Here is a 17,652-nt window from a genome sequence, read left to right as displayed (position 1 = left end):
GCTGCCGGAGCCCAAGCCGAGCCACCGGCAGGTGCTGAAGGCGTTGACCGACCTCTGGGAGCAGGGGCAGGTCGAGCGTGACCCCGCTGAGGATCGGAAGGGCGCCACCTACCGCTGGCGACTGCACGACGCGCCACAACCTGACCTGGAACCACTATATAGTGACCGTTCCAGGTCAGGTTACGAGGGGAGCGCCAACCTAACCTGGAACGAGGGATCGCCGTTCCAGGTTAGTGGCGCCTCTCCGGAGCAGAACCTGACCTGGAACGAACCCCCTCTATACGTTCCAGGTCAGGTTGGTTCCGCACGCTGCCGCTGTGGCGGGGTGCTGGAGCCGAGCGAGCGCGACGGCTGGCTCCGGTGCGACCGCTGCCGGAACTACGTGCGGGCGAGTGATCCAGCGCTGGTGCGAAAGGGGGGAATGTGATGGCTGTGCCGTTCGGCCCGATCATGCTCGAGGACCTTCTCGCGGGGCTTGAAGAGCCCCGGCTGGTGGTGTGCCTGATCGGGGCATCGCAGACCCGGAACGTCTTGCCGGAGCACGTCAAGCGCGCGATTGCCAACGCCTGCCGACGCGAGCTGGCTCGGCGGTGGATCGAGCTCGACCCGGAGCCACTCGACCTTTCGCGACTCAGTGACCGGGAGCTCGCGCTGATCGGGTGGGCGGTGACCGCTGACGAGGCGGCGGGGGCCCTCGATTGGCCGCTGTGGCGCCAGCTCCTGCCGCACCTCGACATGGAGCTGAGGCGCCGCGGCCTGATCGAGGAGCAGGCATGATTGCGTGTCCGTACACGGTATACTTGGGCTGTCGCCCGGTGACGCCGGCGATGAGCCACCTCGCCGCGGCGGCACAGCGACGCCGGCGATGAGCCACCTCGCTGAGAGATCGTCCGTCATCGTCGGAAGGGCACAACCGTGAAGAAGAAGTTTCACCTGATGGACGTCAACGAGCTTCGGCAGGAGCGCGAGCACGCGCTCGAGCGGATGGATGTGCTTATCGAGCGGGCGGGGAAGGAGCGCCGCTTCTTTTCCCCGCACGAGGCGGCCGAGTTCGACCAGCTCGAGGCGACCGTGAACGAGATCGATCAGGAGCTCGCGAGCCGGGAGGCCAAGCGCACCGTCGATCCGGCGCTTTTGCCGCAGGTTGGCGACCACCAGCGGGGCACGTCCATGGGCGGGCCGCTCGAGCGCTCCAACGGCCTGCTGGCACCCGAGCAGCGCCTGGCGGACATCACGCCGCCACCGGCCGGCGCTTCCACGGTCGGCCTGGGCCAGTTCCTCCGGGGGGTCTTCACCGGGGCATGGGACGCCGAGACGCGCGCGCTGGGCATCGGCACCCCATCTGCTGGCGGCTACCTGGTGCCTGAACCGCTGGCCGTCCAGATCATCGACCTGGCGCGCGCGCAGGCACGGGTGATCCAGGCGGGCGCTCGGACCGTACGCATGGACTCGGCGACGCTCACGCTCCCCAAGCTGACCCGCGACCCCGTCCCGTCCTGGATCGCCGAGCACGCGACCGTGACTGAGAGCGATCCGGAGTTCGGCAGCGTGCAGCTCGAGGCGAAGACCCTAGCCGTGCTGGTGAAGGTCAGCCGGCAGCTGATCGAGGACGCGCGGCCGGAGGTCGAGCCGATCCTTCGCAACGCCTTCGCCCAGTCGCTGAGCCTCGGACTGGATAAGGCCGCGCTGTACGGCGCCGGCACGGCGACCGAGCCGCGCGGTATCGTCAACACGAGCGGCATCGTCGTCTACGACATGGGGACGGACGGCGCGGCGCTCACCGACTACAAGCCGCTGCTCCAGGCGTACCAGCTCGTGCTGGCGAACAACCACACCCCGACGGCCGCGATCCTGGCGCCGCGGACGCTGGTCGAGATCGAGAGTCTCACCGACTCGACCGGTCAGCCGCTGCAGCCACCGGCGATCCTGCGCGACCTGCGCATGCTGCCCACGACCCAGGTGCCGACCGACCTCACCCACGGCACGGCCACCAATGCCAGCGACGTCTTCATGGCCGACTTCGCCAACCTGGTGATCGGCGTGCGGACGCAGATGCAGGTGCTGCCGTTGCAGGAGCTGTTCGCGGCCAACCTGCAAGTCGGGTTCGTGGCATACTTGCGAGCGGACATCGCGTTGATCCGGCCAGGCGCGTTCGCGGTGATCCGCGGAATCATCCCGCCAGCGTAGCCTCGCCGGCGATCAGGTCTCTTCCTTCCCTGCGACAGCGTCGGTCACCACGGCCGGCGCTGTCGTTTTGCTGTCGTGATGGGGATAGCCGGGCGAAATCTTCACGGCGCCAGCTCCGAGACCCGCGCCCCACCTCGAAATTTTTCCCTTCGAAATTGGGCGATTTTTTGCCTTCCCGAGCTTTTCTCCCGGCTCTTGACGGTTTCCCTGGCGTTCGTCGGTTGTGGCGTGAGCTCGGGTGGAGCTACCGGCAGATCGAGCAGGCGACGGGGATTCCGAAAAGCACGATCGAGCTCTGGTGTGGCGAGATGAAAGAAGAGAGTTCAGGTGTCCAATCCTGGACACCTGAACAAGCTCTCCCACCTGAGCCAGCGAGGACACTGGGACTGGATGGGAAGCGCTATCCAGCCGAGCGAGCTGACGAGGACGAGCGCGCGGCGCTGGTGTGGTGACAACGATGCCATGTGTTCAGGTTCTTCACATGAAGAACCTGAACACGCCACTCCACCCCCGCCAGCCAAGACGCTCGGAAACACAGAGACCGGCCGGCTCCGCGAGGGAACCGGCCGGCGGCACAGGGAGGGAGGGGAGTGTGCTACGCTGTTCGCGCCTGGTGCCTGCGCTCACCAGGCGGGATCGGCGGCCGTGGCGGCGAGACGTCCTAAGCGGGCTCTCCTTCCTCCGCGGTGTCCATCACGGGCTCCGCACGCGGCAAGATATCTACATCAAATGTGAGGGGGACACGATCAAGGATACGCCCAGCCCGTAATGCTGACAGCGACAGCCGTGCCGCCGTTTCTGGGTGACAGAGGCTGAAGGCGCCGGCAGCTAGAGCGGCCGCCTCGAGGCAGCTGCGAGTGGTTGTCAGCCAGCAGCTCGTGTTCGCATCGCCGGCCTTGAGCTTGGCCACCCGAAGGGCCGACGCCAAGCAGAAGGCATCCTCTGGGGTGAGGTACAGCGTGATCATGCGTTCGCGGATCTCGATCACGTCCATCGTCGGTTCCCCCTTCACGGTTCAAGCCTGACCACGAGCCAGCCGGTCGAGCACCTGCGCAAGGTCACGGAGCGGCGAGGCCTCATCCCCCGTAAGCGCATGCGCGCTCCTGGAACAGTTCCAGCGCCACCCGGGCCATGCGGCCGGTCGGATCATCCTCAGCGGCCAGCCGGGCGGCGAAAAACAACGTGACGCCGTCGTACCCGCGCCAGGCGTAGTGAGCAGCAACCTCCATGAGCAGCCGCTCCAGTTCCCGCACGTCCACAATGATCCTCCCTTTCAGCTGTAACGCTCGCGGACTGTTCGCCTGTAGCCACGCTGGCGGCGCGCGCGGCATGGCTGGCTCCTTTGCATCGCCAGGCTTTGCTTATTATAGCTCACTATTGCTCGCTAATGCTAGAATAGACCCGACGGTTGGCATTGTCAAGAGGTGCGAGTAAGATGCTGGCGATAGCGAGCGTCGCTGAGTTAGGCACGGCAGTGGACAAAGAGTGGCTGACGCTGAAGGAAGCGGCTGAGGCGCTGCGAGTCAGCGAATTCACCATCCGTCGCTGGCTCCAGCGAGGCTTGATCCGCGGCGTGAAGCTCCCGACGGCACGTGCCGGCTGGCGCATCCCGAAGAGCGAGATCGAGCGGCTGCTCACGCTCGGCGAACCGGAAGAGGAAGAGCGATAAAGCTCGACGCCCCGCGCTGAAGGCTTGCCGGCCAACGCGGGGCGTCGCCACGAAAGGAGTGACTGTTATGAGTCTACCACCTGAGCCGCTCGTCTGCGCCACCTACGAGCGCGTCTCCCGGCAGTTCCAGGCCCAGCGCGGCTTCTCGCTCGCAGCCCAGGCCCACAGCCTCGAAGCCTACGCGGCCGAGCAGGGCTGGCTCCTGCCCGACGACCTGCGCTTCCGCGACGGCGTGGACGACGACGCCTCCGGTGCCGACTGGGACTTGCCAGGGCTGCAGGCCATGCTGGAGGCCGCCCGCCAGCGGCGCTTCCGAGTGCTGCTCGTGTGGGACTTAGACCGCTTCGCTCGCTCGCTGACCAAGGCGCTCGTGCTCGAAGAGCAGCTCCGCAAGTACGGCGTCCGCGTCCACTACCTGCGGGTGCCGGTCGAGGACACGCCGGAAGGGCGTTTGCTCAAGCACCAGCTCTTCTCTATCGCCGAGTACGAGCGCGAGAAGATCGCGCTGCGCACGGCCCTCGGTAAGCTCCAGAAGGCCCGCAACGGCGCCGTGCCCGGCGGCGGGAAACCGCCATTCGGCTACCGCTGGGCGCGTGACCAGCACGGCCGCGTAACCGGGCTCGAGCCCGACCCGGCGACCGCGCCGTATGCCCAGGAGCTCTTCACGCTGCTTGAGACACAGCCGACCGAAGCCGTCGCCCGCCTGTTCGAGGCCCGCGGCGTGCCGACCACCTGCGGCGGGCGCTGGTCGAACGCCGCCGTCCTGGCCATCGCCAAGAACCCGGTCTACACCGGCCGCTACACCTACGGACGCCGCATCCGCCCGCACGACCCCGAGAGCTGGGTCACCGTCCCGGTGCCGCCGCTCGTCAGCGAGGCGCAGTGGCGCCGCGTCCAGGAGCAGCTCGCGCGCCGGCGCCACCAGCGGCGCCCCGCGGGCGGGGCCGAAGCCCCCTACCTGCTCCAGGGGCTCTTGACCTGCCAGCACTGCGGGGGCCAGCTCGCCTGTACCGAGAACAACGGTACCCGCTACTACACCTGTCTCCGGCACTTCCCCAGCGCGGCCCGGCGGCAGGGCAAGCCCTGGTGCCCGCTCCCCCCGGTGCACGCGGGGGACGTGGAGGCGGCAGCGTGGGCCCTCGTCAGCTCGACGCTGCTCGACCGCGCCTACCTCGAGGCCGCGCTCGCCGCCGCCACCGAGCGCACCCAGGAGCAGGCGGCCCGCATCGCTGAGCGGCGTGAGGCGATCGAGCGGGAGATCGCCCGGCAGCGCAGCCGGCTCGAGCGGGTCACCGCGGAGCGGATCGACGCCGAGCCGGGGAGCGAGGCCGAGCGGGCGCTCCGCACTCTCGCGGGCCAGATCGAGCAGACCATCGTCCGGCTCACGGCCGAGCTGGAGGCCCTGGCGCCCCCTGACGGGCTGACGGCGGCCGCGGCCCAGGACGTGCTCGCCTTCGTCGACGACGTCACCACCGGCCTGGCGGCCGCGACGGCCCAGGAGCGCCGGGAGCTCTTCCAGCTCCTGCGGCTGCGTGGGGTGGTGCGGCACGACCCCGAGCACGGCCAGCCGTATGGCCGCAAGCACCGCTTCAGCATCGAGTGGGACGCGGCCATCAGGCTACGAGGCGGGGATAACCACTCCTTGCTGTGCTGGGCATAGTAGTCCCAGTCCACGCTCTTGTATTGCGTGCGGAGCTGATCCAACGTCGGGTAGTACGTGTAGTACTGATCCTTGAACCAATCGGGAATATCCTTCTCGTAGGACGGGCCGAGCAGGCCTTCTTGCAGCTCGGCCCACGGCCCCTTCTCAATGCCCCAGTCATTAGGGAACTGCGCGCTGTCGCTCAGGCGCCAGTCGCAGAAGATCTGGGCCAGTATCGGATGCGGGGCGCTCTTGGGGATCCAGAGATAGCCGTTGACCAGATACTGTCCTGACTCGGCGATCATGAAGACCGTGTTCTCGTAGCCGGAGAGGAACTCCAGCCGCGCCAGCGAGTTCCAGAACCCGACCGCCCACGCCGCCTCGCTGCGCAGAAGCTGCTGCATCTCGGCGCTGTCGGTCATGTACTTCAGCACGTTGGGGCCGATCTCGTCGACTGCGAAGTCGATCACTTCCTTCATCTGATCAGGGTTCTTGTAGTCCTTGCCCAGCGACGCCGCCAGTCCGAGCAAGAACCCGCCGCACGTGATGTCGCCCGGGAGCGGCAGCGTGAGCTTACCCTTGAGCCGCTCGTCGGCGAGGTCTTTCCAGTCTTTCAGGAAGTCCACTTTGGCCTTGTTGTAGACGATGCCCGGCGTAGCCGAGGCCTGGAAGCCGATCGCGGTCGGGAAGCGACGGAACATCTCGTCGACCCGCTCCGCGTTCGGGATCAGCGGCGAGGGGAGGTACTCCTCGAGCACCGGCGGATCTTGTAGCTTGGCCTCTGCCCAGTAGTTCTCTTCGATCGCCATCACATCGTAGGGGGAAGGGTTACCGGCCTTGAGGGCAGTATAGAGATTCGTCAGGTACGTGCTGGGCGCCTGAGTGCCTTCGTAGATTAGCTTGATCTCGACGCCGTAGGTATCCTTCACATACTTTTGGAACTGCGCGACGATCTGATCGTTGGCCGTGTACGTCCAGTTGGCGACGACGAGCTCACCCTCCTGCTCGATTGCGGCGACGATATCGTCCCTCGTCATCTCTTTGTTGACGATGGGTACTCGCATCTTCTCCGCAGCGGCAGGCGTCGCCGCGCCGGCAGCCTGGGTAGGCTGCGGCGCCGCCTCCTCCGCTCCACGGCACGCCGCGAGAAGCTGCGAGAGCACGATCAGCGAGAGTCCAGCCGCCACGCTGTGACGGAGCACAACCCGCCGGCTAACCCGTCGCGAAGTCAACGGGTCATCTGATGACCTGCTTGCTGGCTTCTCCATCGTGTGCTCCTCCTCACGTGCGAAGTACAGCCCTGCGAACTCCTTTCAATGATAACGTCCCCGCTGTGTCGAGCGATTGCTTATTCGGTCGTACAGGCAGGCAAGCAGGGCAGGAGAGGAGAGGTGCCCTCCGAGGTGTCCCATCTCGCTGAGCACCTCACCCTGACCGGGGTACGGTCAGGGCAGCGCGGACGCTGGCTGCGGTAGCGAGCACGAACAGCAGCAACGCCACACCGTTGCCGAGTCCACCCCAGCGCCGGAGATCGGCGATCGCCGTTATGTCGCCAGCCAGCCGCACCAGGAGCGAGGCAGCCAGTACCAGCAGAGGAAGGTAGGAGATCGGCAGGTAGCGGTAACGCAGGCCAGTCACAGCCGGGAAGATGATCGGCGCGTGGGCGAAGACCATCGAGAAGACGAACCCCAGTGTCACCGCGTGGATCTGCGCATCGTACCGCAACCCACCGGCCTGCGCCCCCCACACGAGGTAGAGCAGCCCGCCGAACCCGAGCCAGGCATAGCCGGAGAGCAGGCATATGGCGCTATAGCGATGGAACCCCGGGTGACGCAGGCCACGGCGCGCGAGGTCGTAGCGGAGCAGCCAGGCGGCGAGTCCCAGCAGGCCGAGGCCGAAGAGCCTCGCGGCGGCTCCTTGCCAGGCCGGCCAGAGGGCAGCGCCGAGCAACACGGCACTTGCCGCAGCGACGAACTGCTGCCGTGCCAGTCCTCCGCGAGTGACCAAGCGGCCTAGCTCCAGCCGCTCCCCCGCGATCACCAGGACGAAGCCGGCGAGCCAGGCAGGAACGGCGCTCTTGACTGGCCAACCCGCCAGCCAGCCGAGGTTTCCCCAAACCCAGGCCAACGTGCCGGCGAGCATCACACTCAGATGCAGTGCCTGTCCCCGCCAGGCCAGATAGGCGAAGACGAGCGCCACGCCAGCCACGGCCAGCGTGGCGCTCGCCCGCACCACGAGCGACGGAAGACCGGCCAGGAGGGCAACGAGACTCACCGCGGCGGCGAGCGGGCCGGCAAAGGCCCAGCTTCGGCCGAGCGCCACGGCCCGCTCGAGACCGATGAGCGAGGCGAAGAAGCCGATAACCAGCAGCGGACCGTGCCCGGCAGCTAGGTGGGCACTCCCGCCTGGGAGCGCCCACCCCATCCGCTCGAGCCCAGCCCACACGCCCGCGGCGAGCCCGATGACCCCAGTCCCGAGGAGCGCGCGGCGAAGCCGGAGGCGAGCGGCGGCAGCACGGCCGAGCGAGAGCCCTGCCGGCGCGCGACGCCCCGCGGCAGTCTCACCCATCCCGGCCCCGCCCTGTCTCACGGTCGCCCGATGCGCACTCGCCAGACCTCCGGCCCCTGTTCCAGATACTCCCAGGTGAACTCGCCGGCATGCTCAGCCTGGAACTGGTAGTACAGCGGGCGCGGGGCGTGGTCGTTGACCAGAATGAACGACTCGCCAGGCCGCAAGCGAGCGTACGCCCCGAAGATCAGATCGTGCCTCCGGGCCGGCGGTACCTCGCGCACATCCAGCACCTCGGCGTCGGCAGGCTCTGCGCCTTCCCGCTGCTCCAGCAGCGGTAGGTATGCCAGCTCCTCCTTCTCGAAATGGAGCCGGATAATCGAGCCGAGCCGATCCGCTTCCTGCCAGAATCTTCGGGACAACAGAGCCCGCTCGCTCTCAGTGGCGGTCTCCATCTGTTGCGCCAGCGAAGACAGTCGCTCCACACCCGCGCCGATCGCGACGTGATCCAGCCGCATCGGCTCCGTTACCCGGAAGGGAGCGCCAGCGAGGGCGTCGACCACGTCGTACACTTCGCGCTCCTCTTCAGCCGCGTGCGGCAGCAGTTCCTCGCGCAAGAAGTGCACGACGGCGCGCGGGTCGGCCGCCGGCTCCCCCTCCGGACGCTCCTCCGGCATGAGTGCTTCGAGCTCGGCATAGAGCTCGCGGTGATGACGGCGAATCATCTCAGTGGTGAGCGGCATTCGCGCGTGCTCCTTCCGCTTGGCTCACCATTCCACACCATCGATCGACAACTCGGACCCGCTCGGCAGCCGAGCCGGCCCGGCAAGCGCCTCCAGCGCCTGGCCTTCAGCGAGGAGATCGGCCAGGGTGGTGGCCTCGAAGAACTGCCGGGTCTGCTCGACGATCGGAGCCCACAGCGCATGGGCCGCGCAGGGACGGCCCTCCGGGCAGCTCTCGCTGCCCAGCAGGCAACGAGCGAAGAACTGACGATCCTCGAAGGCTTCGATGATCTCGATCAGCGGGATCTGCTGCGGCGGCCGGGCAAGCCAGAAGCCGCCGCCGACCCCGCGCGAGGAACGCAGCAGGCCACGCCGGCCGAGAACGTGCAGGATCTTGCCGAGGTAGTTCATGGGGATAGAGGTCTCCTCGGCGATGACGCGGACATTCGCCTGGCCGCTCGAGCGGGCGATCACGATCAGCGCGTGCAACGCGTAGCGAGACGTCTGGCTGAGCACGGGCACCTCCGTTTCCTTAAGGTGATATTATCATGAGCATATGAGCTTTGCAAGCGAGCCGGCTCAGGAGGATGCGCCGCCCCTGAGCGTCACTAGCGAGCGGCGAGACCGGGCAGGAGCGCGAGGATCGCGCGGGAGAGGATGCGTGCCCCGTCGACCAGGTCATCGCGGTCGACGAACTCGAAGGGCTCGTGCGAGAGACCACCGCCTGGCCCGCACTCGATCAGCGTGCGGATCCGTCCCTCGTTCAGTAGCACCGTCCCGTTGGTGCCGCCGGGCGCGGTCTCCGGGTAGCTCGGCAGGCCGAGCACGGCCTCTCGCGCGCTGGCAACCGCCTGGACGAGGGGATCGGCAAGTGCGGCCTCTGGCGTGTCGCCCAGCGCCGCCGGCGACGACCAGCGAAGGAGCCGAACCGTGGCCGCCGGCTCCTGCTCACGCACCCAGTCCGAGACGGCGCGAGCGAGCGCCTCCACGAGCTCTTCGGCGGTGCTGGCCCCGCGCGGAAAGCGTAGATCGAGCGTCGCCTCGCACCAGTCAGGCACGACGTTCGTCCCCGCGCGCTCCACGCGCGGGCCCGCGGGCCCGGGTTCTATCCGCACGACCCCCCCCCGGCGATCGTCGTCCCCAGCGCGACCGTCGCCGGCTCGAGCAACCGGTCAGGCATGAGGGGATCGAGACTGCTCGTCCGGAAGCCCAGCCAGCTCTCCTCCAGCCTGGCCAGCAGCCGAGCCATCCGCAACACGGCATTGTCGCCCAGATCCGGCGTCGCAGCGTGCGCCGCCCGCCCGCTCGTGCGCAGCGCGAACAGCGCGCTGCCGCGATGCCCGACCACTGGCAGGTAGCTGTAGGAGCCTTCGAGGACGATGGCTGCCATGCCCTGCCGGTAGCCGCCGGTCGTCAGTGGCCGGTCGAGGTAGCCTTGCCGGGCCAGCCAATCGACCGCCGCGCGGATGCCGCGCTCTCCTTGCTCCTCATCGGTGCTGAAGATAGCGAACACCTGCGAGCCCTCCAGCCCTCCCGTGCCGAAGCAGTCGCGGAGCGCTGCTAGGGTCAGCCAGAGCGTCACCGCCGGGCCCTTGTTGTCGAAGGCGCCCCGCCCGGCAATCACCGCGCGCTCGCCCCCGCCTCGAGCCTCCCAGACCCGTGCCATCCGGCGGCGCAGCCGCCGCTCGACGACGATTCCGGTCGCCGGGAAGCGGAGCTGGACGTGCCCATCGCCCAGGTACGTCGCCACTCCCTCGTGGGTCGATAGGGGGTCGAGCCCGAGCCAGGCAGCCGGGTCGCCCGGCGGCACGGTGTCCAGGTGGGCATCGAGGATCACGACGGGGCCAGCCGCGTCGGGACTGCCCAAGCGGGCGATCAGCGTCTCGCTATCGGGCCCAGTCGGCAGCGCCACGACGGGAAGACCGAGCCGCGCCAGGGCCGAAGCCATCGTGCCTACCGCGGTCTCTGGTTGGTCGTGACGCCCCTCGGCCAGGGGGAGGCTCCGGCAGGCGATGAGCTGCCGCAGAAGGGCGAAGGCCTCTGATGCCCGCTGGGCGACGGCCCGGTCAATGGCTTCGTCGTACTCCGTCATGCCTGATGTTCCTCCCGACTCTCACGCGCAGGCGCCACTCGCGCAGCGGACTGGTCCGTTCCGGCATCGAGCGCGGCCAGCGTCGCGAGCAGCGACTCGTTGGGCGGGATATCGCGCATCGAGTCGCCATAGTAGACGGTGTGGACGATGCCCGCGCGGTCCACGACGACGACCGCGGGCAGGCGCCCGAGCTTGAGCAGCTTGACCTCTTGGCCGTACAGCCGGGCTACCAGGTGCTTCGGATCAGCCAGGCCAGTGAAGGGGAGCTGGTGCTCGGCCCAGTAGCGGCGGAACGCTTCCGGCGAATCTGGGCCGATAGCGATCACCTCCGCGCCCAGCGCGCGGAACTTCTCGTAGTCCTGGCGCAACTGCGCCAGGTGCCTCCGGCAGTGCGGTCAGGCGAAGCCGCGCAGGAAGACCAGCACTACCGGCTGCCGCCCGAGGAAGTCCGCCAGGCGCACGGTTCGCCCGTGGACGTCTTCTAGCTCGAAGTCCGGCGCTGGGTGGCCCGGGGAGAGTCTTGTCATATGCCTGCCCTCCTTCAGACGAACCAGCCTGGCGACCGCCGGTCTTGCCGGCCACGTTGCCGAGCCGCGCAGGCGGTACCCTGGAATACTCGACCGGCTCAGTGAGTTTATCGCGTGTGGGTGTAGTCGGAACGCTCCGAGTGAGTGCAGGGAGGAGCTGGCATGCTGAGCCCCGCGATCCGCGCGTTCCTGGCCGAGCCGCGCTTGGCAGTACTGGCGACCATCAACGAGGACGGCAGCCCGCAGCAGACGGTGATGTGGTACGACCTCGAGGGCGACGCCATCCTGATGAACACGGCAGACGGGCGAGTCAAGGTGAACAACCTGCGGCGCAACCCGCGCGTCTCGCTCTGCGTCGAGGACGGCTATCGCTACGTCACCATCAGTGGCCGCGCGTGCCAGATCGAAGACCAGGAGCGCGCCCAAGCGGACATCCTCCGGCTCGCGATGCGCTACCATGGGGCGGAGCGCGCCCGCTCGATCGCAGAGCAGTTCAGCGGCCAGCACCGGATCACCATCCTCGTCACCATCGAGCGGGTGATATCTGCGGGGTTCTGAGGACTGGCCAGTCGGCAGAGAGGACGTGACCGGTGGCACCGGAGATACGGATCATCGGGGTCGAAGGCATCCCAGAAGCGCGCGCCGGCGACGACGTCGCCGATTTGATCGCCACCGGCCTAGAGCAGAGCGGGCTAGAGATCGAGACCGGCGACGTCCTCGTCGTCACGCACAAGCTGGTGTCGAAGGCCGAGGGCCGGCTCGTCGCCCTCGAGACCGTGCAGCCATCAGCTTTCGCCGAGTGGGTCGCGCACCGCTACGGCAAAGATCCGCGGCAGGTCGAGGTCGTGCTCCGGGAGAGCGCCCGCATCGTCCGTATGGATCGAGGCATCATCATCGCCGAGACGCGGCACGGGTTCGTCTGCGCTAACGCCGGGGTCGACGCCTCGAACGTGCCGCCAGGCCATGTCTCGCTCCTCCCAAAGGACCCCGACGCCTCGGCCGCGCACATCCGCGCCAGCCTCATCCAACGGTTCGGCCGCGAGCACGCGGTGATCATCACCGACTCCTTCGGCCGCCCCTGGCGCAACGGCATCGTCAACATCGCGATCGGCGCCGCCGGCATGCAGCCGCTGCTCGATTACCGCGGCCAGGCAGACACCTTCGGCAACGAGCTCCGGATCACGATCATGGCGGTCGCCGACGAGTTGGCTGCGGCGGCGGAGCTGGTGATGGGTAAAGTCGAGCGCTGCCCGGCCGCGATCGTGCGCGGCTACCGCTACCAGCCGGGCCCTGGCCGGGCTGCCGACCTGGTCATGCCGCCCGAGCGGGACCTGTTCCGCTAGCCGATCGCGCCCTCCATGGGCACAGAGTACCGGCCACGCTGCAGACCGCAGGGCTTGTCATGCTCACGCGCTCGCATTACACTGGGGACGATTACACGAGCTTAGGTGGAGATTTGCAGGGCAAACTCACAACGGTTCCAACACGGTAGGGTGTGGGCGTCGACCGGGCCTGCGGCCTGGCGTGGAGGAAGGGGGGTATTGCCATGCCTGTACGGACCGCGACGGCGACCTGGAATGGACCGTTCCAGGGTGGAACTGGCCAGATGACGGCCGGCAGCGGCTCCTTCAACCTGAGCTTCAGCGCCGGCACGCGCTTCGGTGAAGACCCTGGAACCAACCCAGAGGAACTGATCGGCGCAGCGCATGCTGGCTGCTTCAGCATGGCGCTGGCTTTCGCGCTCGGCCAGGCCGGGTACCAACCCAACCGGATCGAGACGACGGCCCGGGTTCGGATCGAGCAGGTGGAAGGCGGCTTCCGGATTACCAGGATCGAACTGGATACCCAGGGTGACGTCCCCGGCATCGACGAGCAGACATTCCGGCAGGTCGCCGAGCAGGCCAAGAACGGCTGTCCGGTCTCCCAGGCGCTGCGCGGCGTAGATGAGGTCGTCCTCTCCGCTCGCCTGGCAGGATGAAAGGCGGCGCCGCGATCAGGGCGAGCTGCGGGATCCGCTGGGCGAGCAGAGCTCGCAGCCGGCTCCTGTGCCCGGGAACGAGAACGGCGTCAAGGCAGGAGTCCCGGCCACGCGGCCGGGACTCCTGCCCTCTCGCACTCTGACATTCTCCCGAGGCATCTCGTAGCGCCGAGGTACTCGCCGGTTTCGCATTGCCAGTCTCAAACGAAAATGTCCAGTGGTAGGAGGGCGCTGACGATAAAGTTCGGCACGTCGACCACCTGGCTCACCCGGAGATCGACCGCCACGCTGCAGAGCGCATAGGCCTGCTGGCGATCGAAGCCGCGGGTGCCGAGGTAGTCGATCATCTTGAGCAGGGCATCGCGCGCGGCCAGCGTCAGATTCTCCGACTCATTCGTGCCGTCCTCCCGCACGCAGATCCCGGTGGTCGCGTAGAAGCGGCGAGGGGCTGCCATTTCGGGCTCGGTGAAGTAGCCGTCGCGGAGGAACTGGAGCGTGCGGATGCCGCGGCGCTGCGCCTCGCCCTTGTGCACGCGGAATTCGACGTGTACTGCTGCCCGCATCTCGATCGCTGTGCCGCAAGCTTCAGAGTCCCCCTGCGCAAAATGAACATCGCCGGTGGAGAAGAGCGCTCCCTCGACCCAGACCGGCAGGAACACGCTCGCTCCCGGCGTGATCTGCTTGATGTCGATGTTCCCGGCATTCTCACGCGGCGGGATCGTGCGCAGGCCTTCGGTCGCGACCGGCCCCTGCGAGGGCACCGCGTCGGTGGGGTCGGGCGGCAGCGCCACGCCGCCACGGACCGCCAGCTCGGCCTCGCGCCGGGTCGCCTGCTCGCGCAGCTCGCGCGAGGGCGCGACGCCCAGAATTCCAGGGTGGGGACACCGCCGGATGCGCACCCCCGGGAGCTGCGGCGACTCGGCGTAGTCGCCGACCAGGTGCCAGTGGATGATGTACGGGTCGGGGAAGACGTCGCGCAGGAAGCCGAAGCCGGGCACCTCGGCCGTATACCCCCAGTGCTCCCAGGGATCCGGCTCGATCTCCAGCAGCTTGACCTCCAGGAGGTCGCCAGGCTCTGCCCCTTTCACGTAGACCGGCCCGGTCAGGGGATGGACCGGGCCGAGCCGAGCCCGGGTCACATCGTCGGCCGTGGACTGGGGCGTGAGCTGGGCGTCGAACGCGTCGCGCGTCTCGAGGATGACCCGCTCGCCCGGTTCGACCTCGAGGATCGGCTCGATCGCCTCGTGCCAGCGGTTGTGGCCGGTGTGCGGCTCCTCGGCCAGCGGTTTGAACGGGTCGATCCTGACGCGGTGGACCTTGGCCGGCATCCGCTCCCTCCCTTCGATCGCGAGCTGCTTAGCTCCTACATCACGATGAGACAGGAGCAGAATAGCGCCGCTCGCTCCTCTGCACAAGAACAATTCGAGCAGACCGCTACCAGTGCATCAGGCGGGTCGGGCGGACGCGGATCTGGACCGAGTACTCCGCCGCGAATGACTCCGGTGTCATCCCCAGGCTGCGAATGCCCTCACGGTACTTCTCGATCATCGCGGGAAACGCGGTGGCGGGCCGGCCGTCAGGCACGATCTCCGCCACGCCCTCGAACCGCACCACCGAGTCGCCACGCTCATCCGAGTTGAAGTGAAGGGCAACCTTCGGGTTCGCGCGGATGTTGCGTAGCTTCTGCGTGCGCGGCTGGGAGAAGATGAGGAACTGCCCATCCTCCCAGAGAAACCAGACCGGTACCGGCTGCGGCTGTCCATCAGCGCGCACGGTCGTGAACCAGGCGATCAATTCGCGAGCCAGCCGCGATTCTACGTCAGATGGAATCCTGAGCCGTTCCATGCCACGTCCTCTCTCGCTCCGCCATCTTCCGCTCAAGATCCATTGTCCCGAGGGGAAGCGCCTCCATCATCCTCCAAATGGCCAGGATACACTGTCGAACGTATGCCCAGCCCACCCGGCACCGTTGCGGGTCTACGAGGTAGGATAACCGGTGCCAGCGAGATTCTGCGGGAGCCACCGAAAGGCTGGTCTGCATGCCGCTGTTCGAGACGATCATCCTCCCGCTCGACGGCTCGGAGCCCTCAGAGGCAGCGATCCCGTACGCTGCCGCGATCGGCGAGCTGGTCGGTGCTTCGATCATCGTGCTACACGTCCTCGAGGAGATGCGCCCGGTCTTCGATGCGCGCCGTGGCGAGGTCGTGTGGATCTCTCCAGCGCAGCCCAGGGTCGAGCTCGAGGCGCCAGAGCTTCTCGGGGAGCCCATCAGCAGGCTGCGCAGCGGCGGCCTCACTGTGCGCGCCGTCTTCCGGCTGGGCGATCCGGCTGCCGAGATCCTGGACGAAGTCGAGCGCTGGCCTGCTCCACTGATCGTCATCGCCAGCCATAGTCGCGGTGGACTGGAGCGCCTGCTGCTCGGGAGCGTCGCTGACCGCGTCCTGCGCGATGCTCCGGCCCCCGTCCTCGTCGTACCAGCCGCGCCAGCGGCCGAACATCCCGCACGGGTGCTACTACGGACGATCCTGGTGCCGCTCGACGGCTCGCCGCTCGCTGAGCGCGCGCTGCCAGCGGCGATGGAACTCGCGGGCCTGGCTCACGCGGAGGTGACACTGGTTCACGTCGTCGATCTCCCCGCCGGACGTGTCGACCGCGACGACTCAGAGCGCGAGGCGGCGGTCTACCTCCAGCAAAAGGCTGAAGCGCTCGCTGGCCAGTCCGGGCGAACGATCCTGCAGCACGTGCTCCACGGGGAGCCGGGCGAGCAGCTCCGCCGCTTCATCGCCGCGCGGCAGCCCGATCTCGTCGTCATGGTCGCTCATGGGCGCGGCAGGCTCGGTCGCTGGCTCCTCGGTAGCGTCACCGAAGACCTCCTCACCAGCCACGCTGGTCCGCTGCTCCTCCTCCGCGCGCAGGACGGCGCGAACCAAGAGGTGGCGAGCGAGGCGTAGGGCCGGTGCCGCTAGGGCCGTCCCCAACGCTAGCAGGCGCGCGCTCCGATCCCAGGCACGGATTGGCGAAGCTCGGTCACCGCGGCGACAACAGCCTCCCGATCGACGCCGGTCTCGATCTCCAGCCCTGCGAGCAGGGCCAGCAGACGCTCAGTCGCCAGGTTACCTGGCGCGCCGGGCGCGAAGGGGCAGCCGCCGAGCCCGCCTGCCGCGGCGTCGAAGACGGTGATGCCGTGGTCGAGTCCGACCATCACGTTGGCGAGCGCCAGCCCAGCGGTGTCGTGGAAGTGCAGCGCCAGGCGACCCGGGTTGAACGCGCGCGTGGCCAGCGCCAGCAGGCGGTCGACGTCCCGCGGAGTCGCGCGGCCGATCGTGTCCGCAAGCGCGACCTCGTGGCAGCCGAGGGAGAAGAGACGATCGGCCACCGAGAGAACCTGCTGGGGGTCGACCGGGCCAGAGTACGGGCAATGAAAGGCCGTAGAGACGTAGCCACGGATCCAGAGGCCGGCAGCCTGCGCCCGCTCGGCAACCGGGCGGAAGCGCTCGAACGTCTCCTCGATCGAGGCACGCACGTTGGCCTGGGAGAACGCCTCGGACGCGGCGGTGAACAGGGCGATCGCGTCGCAGCCGGCAGCGAGGGCACGTTCCAACCCGCGCTCGTTCGGCACCAGCGCGAGGTAGCGTGTGCCGGGACGACGAGCGATGCGCCGCATCACCTCTTCCGCGTCCGCGAGCTGCGGGACGGCTTTCGGGCTCACGAAGCTCGTCACCTCGATGACCGGGAAGCCGGCGTCAGCGAGCCGCTCGATGAAGGCCACCTTCAACTCGGTGGGCACCGGCTGCGCCTCGTTTTGCAGGCCATCGCGCGGGCCAACCTCGACGACGGTGACCTGGCGCGGCAATCGTTCGACGAACGACATGGGCCACCTCCGGGAAGATCATACCCGACCTCACCGGCCAGGAGGCCGAGACTACGCGGAGAGCAAGCGCTGCCCCGCGAGCACCACCCTCCATGCGATACCCGTCAGGGGAGCCCGATTTCTCTCTCGTTTCCCCTTGACAGCCAGGAGTCGGAGCAGTAGACTATCACCTCGCTGCTCCGGTACGAGCAGCGGCCCTGGTCACCAGGGGAGGGAGACCGGGGCTTGACAGAACACCGGATTTTGACTATACTAAACCTTCCGGGTCGAGCGGAACGAGTCGACCCGCCCTGCAGAGGGCGAGGCACCTTGACAACTGAAGTGTGGTTCGCACGCGACGGGACCCCACGGCGCACGAGCGCTGGCAAGGCGCATCGTGGGCCGGCGAGAGGCGAGCATCAACCCGCCGCGACGGTGGGGTTGGACGCTTGATGGAGAGTTTGATCCTGGCTCAGG

General features: G+C 67.9%; 20 protein-coding genes and 2 pseudogenes. 10 read left to right on the top strand and 12 right to left on the bottom strand.

Translation table 11 applies throughout. From position 1 onward, the window contains the following. The 4 genes and pseudogenes from NET02_RS16125 to NET02_RS16110 all read left to right on the top strand — a co-directional run. Positions 1 to 427 (top strand): annotated as a pseudogene (locus tag NET02_RS16125) (hypothetical protein); the annotation flags it as partial. Next, positions 427 to 777: a hypothetical protein gene (locus NET02_RS16120; protein WP_284058459.1), complete on the top strand. Its 351-nt coding sequence runs from the start codon at positions 427 to 429 to the stop codon at positions 775 to 777. The pseudogene NET02_RS16125 and the gene NET02_RS16120, both read left to right, overlap by 1 nt. Before the next feature lie 138 nt (positions 778 to 915). Further along, on the top strand, positions 916 to 2,187 hold the full coding sequence (locus NET02_RS16115; protein ID WP_284058458.1) for a phage major capsid protein: 1,272 nt from the start codon (positions 916 to 918) through the stop codon (positions 2,185 to 2,187). Positions 2,188 to 2,408: 221 nt separating this feature from the next. Next, positions 2,409 to 2,639, top strand: a complete 231-nt coding sequence (locus NET02_RS16110; RefSeq protein WP_284058457.1) for a hypothetical protein — start codon at positions 2,409 to 2,411, stop codon at positions 2,637 to 2,639. Positions 2,640 to 2,848: 209 nt separating this feature from the next. On the opposite strand, the gene NET02_RS16105 is transcribed toward NET02_RS16110, so the two are convergent. Beyond that, the gene (locus NET02_RS16105) at positions 2,849 to 3,181 is read right to left on the bottom strand and encodes a hypothetical protein (RefSeq protein WP_284058456.1); all 333 of its coding nucleotides are present in this window, start codon (positions 3,179 to 3,181) and stop codon (positions 2,849 to 2,851) included. 82 nt (positions 3,182 to 3,263) lie between these two features. Continuing rightward, the gene (locus NET02_RS16100; RefSeq protein WP_284058455.1) at positions 3,264 to 3,446 is read right to left on the bottom strand and encodes a hypothetical protein; all 183 of its coding nucleotides are present in this window, start codon (positions 3,444 to 3,446) and stop codon (positions 3,264 to 3,266) included. A 176-nt stretch (positions 3,447 to 3,622) separates the two neighbouring features. Between NET02_RS16100 and NET02_RS16095 the strand changes: the two genes are divergently transcribed. Beyond that, a complete protein-coding gene (locus tag NET02_RS16095; RefSeq protein ID WP_284058454.1) occupies positions 3,623 to 3,856 on the top strand; it encodes a helix-turn-helix domain-containing protein in 234 nt (77 codons plus the stop codon). A 67-nt stretch (positions 3,857 to 3,923) separates the two neighbouring features. Next, on the top strand, positions 3,924 to 5,516 hold the full coding sequence (locus NET02_RS16090) for a recombinase family protein (RefSeq protein WP_284058453.1): 1,593 nt from the start codon (positions 3,924 to 3,926) through the stop codon (positions 5,514 to 5,516). 182 nt (positions 5,517 to 5,698) lie between these two features. Here the strand turns inward: NET02_RS16090 and NET02_RS16725 are convergent. The 7 genes and pseudogenes from NET02_RS16725 to NET02_RS16060 all read right to left on the bottom strand — a co-directional run. Further along, a pseudogene (locus NET02_RS16725) lies at positions 5,699 to 6,199 on the bottom strand (extracellular solute-binding protein); the annotation flags it as partial. A 724-nt stretch (positions 6,200 to 6,923) separates the two neighbouring features. Further along, positions 6,924 to 8,066, bottom strand: coding sequence for a hypothetical protein (locus NET02_RS16085; protein ID WP_284058452.1), 1,143 nt, complete (start codon positions 8,064 to 8,066; stop codon positions 6,924 to 6,926). 17 nt (positions 8,067 to 8,083) lie between these two features. Next, the gene (locus tag NET02_RS16080; protein WP_284058451.1) at positions 8,084 to 8,749 is read right to left on the bottom strand and encodes a DUF2249 domain-containing protein; all 666 of its coding nucleotides are present in this window, start codon (positions 8,747 to 8,749) and stop codon (positions 8,084 to 8,086) included. A gap of 24 nt (positions 8,750 to 8,773) precedes the next feature. Next, complete coding sequence (locus NET02_RS16075) at positions 8,774 to 9,250, bottom strand: RrF2 family transcriptional regulator (RefSeq protein WP_284058450.1); 477 nt, start codon at positions 9,248 to 9,250, stop codon at positions 8,774 to 8,776. An 86-nt stretch (positions 9,251 to 9,336) separates the two neighbouring features. After that, on the bottom strand, positions 9,337 to 9,786 hold the full coding sequence (locus NET02_RS16070; RefSeq protein WP_284058449.1) for a M20 family metallopeptidase: 450 nt from the start codon (positions 9,784 to 9,786) through the stop codon (positions 9,337 to 9,339). Between the two features lie 47 nt (positions 9,787 to 9,833). Next, positions 9,834 to 10,820, bottom strand: a complete 987-nt coding sequence (locus tag NET02_RS16065; RefSeq protein ID WP_284058448.1) for a M20 family metallopeptidase — start codon at positions 10,818 to 10,820, stop codon at positions 9,834 to 9,836. After that, the gene (locus tag NET02_RS16060) at positions 10,817 to 11,347 is read right to left on the bottom strand and encodes a peroxiredoxin family protein (protein WP_284058447.1); all 531 of its coding nucleotides are present in this window, start codon (positions 11,345 to 11,347) and stop codon (positions 10,817 to 10,819) included. Before NET02_RS16060 ends, NET02_RS16065 begins: the two co-directional genes overlap by 4 nt. Before the next feature lie 162 nt (positions 11,348 to 11,509). Here NET02_RS16060 and NET02_RS16055 point away from each other — a divergent pair, with 162 nt between their 5' ends. The 3 genes from NET02_RS16055 to NET02_RS16045 all read left to right on the top strand — a co-directional run bounded on the left by NET02_RS16055 (position 11,510) and on the right by NET02_RS16045 (position 13,325). Continuing rightward, positions 11,510 to 11,905 (top strand): PPOX class F420-dependent oxidoreductase, encoded by a 396-nt coding sequence (locus NET02_RS16055; protein WP_284058446.1) that lies wholly within the window; start codon positions 11,510 to 11,512, stop codon positions 11,903 to 11,905. 32 nt (positions 11,906 to 11,937) lie between these two features. Then, positions 11,938 to 12,690: a coenzyme F420-0:L-glutamate ligase gene (gene cofE / locus NET02_RS16050; protein ID WP_284058445.1), complete on the top strand. Its 753-nt coding sequence runs from the start codon at positions 11,938 to 11,940 to the stop codon at positions 12,688 to 12,690. Positions 12,691 to 12,893: 203 nt separating this feature from the next. Beyond that, a complete protein-coding gene (locus NET02_RS16045; protein ID WP_284058444.1) occupies positions 12,894 to 13,325 on the top strand; it encodes an OsmC family protein in 432 nt (143 codons plus the stop codon). 200 nt (positions 13,326 to 13,525) lie between these two features. On the opposite strand, the gene NET02_RS16040 is transcribed toward NET02_RS16045, so the two are convergent. Both NET02_RS16040 and NET02_RS16035 read right to left on the bottom strand, forming a co-directional pair. Then, complete coding sequence (locus NET02_RS16040; RefSeq protein ID WP_284058443.1) at positions 13,526 to 14,653, bottom strand: acetamidase/formamidase family protein; 1,128 nt, start codon at positions 14,651 to 14,653, stop codon at positions 13,526 to 13,528. Positions 14,654 to 14,759: 106 nt separating this feature from the next. Next, entirely contained in the window at positions 14,760 to 15,170 is a 411-nt protein-coding gene (locus tag NET02_RS16035) for a TIGR03667 family PPOX class F420-dependent oxidoreductase (protein ID WP_284058442.1), read from the bottom strand. 194 nt (positions 15,171 to 15,364) lie between these two features. Here NET02_RS16035 and NET02_RS16030 point away from each other — a divergent pair, with 194 nt between their 5' ends. Continuing rightward, positions 15,365 to 16,276 carry a universal stress protein gene (locus NET02_RS16030; RefSeq protein WP_284058441.1) on the top strand — a complete coding sequence of 304 codons (912 nt, stop codon included), beginning with the start codon at positions 15,365 to 15,367 and terminating at the stop codon, positions 16,274 to 16,276. Between the two features lie 29 nt (positions 16,277 to 16,305). Here NET02_RS16030 and NET02_RS16025 read toward each other — a convergent pair whose 3' ends face one another. Further along, positions 16,306 to 17,196, bottom strand: coding sequence for a hydroxymethylglutaryl-CoA lyase (locus NET02_RS16025; protein WP_284058440.1), 891 nt, complete (start codon positions 17,194 to 17,196; stop codon positions 16,306 to 16,308). Positions 17,197 to 17,652: the final 456 nt, after the last annotated feature.

Origin of the sequence: Thermalbibacter longus (genome assembly GCF_023806485.1) — a bacterium.
Taxonomy (GTDB): Bacteria; Chloroflexota; Chloroflexia; order Thermomicrobiales; family Thermomicrobiaceae; genus Thermalbibacter; species Thermalbibacter longus.
This window is presented reverse-complemented; position numbering and strand designations above follow the sequence as displayed.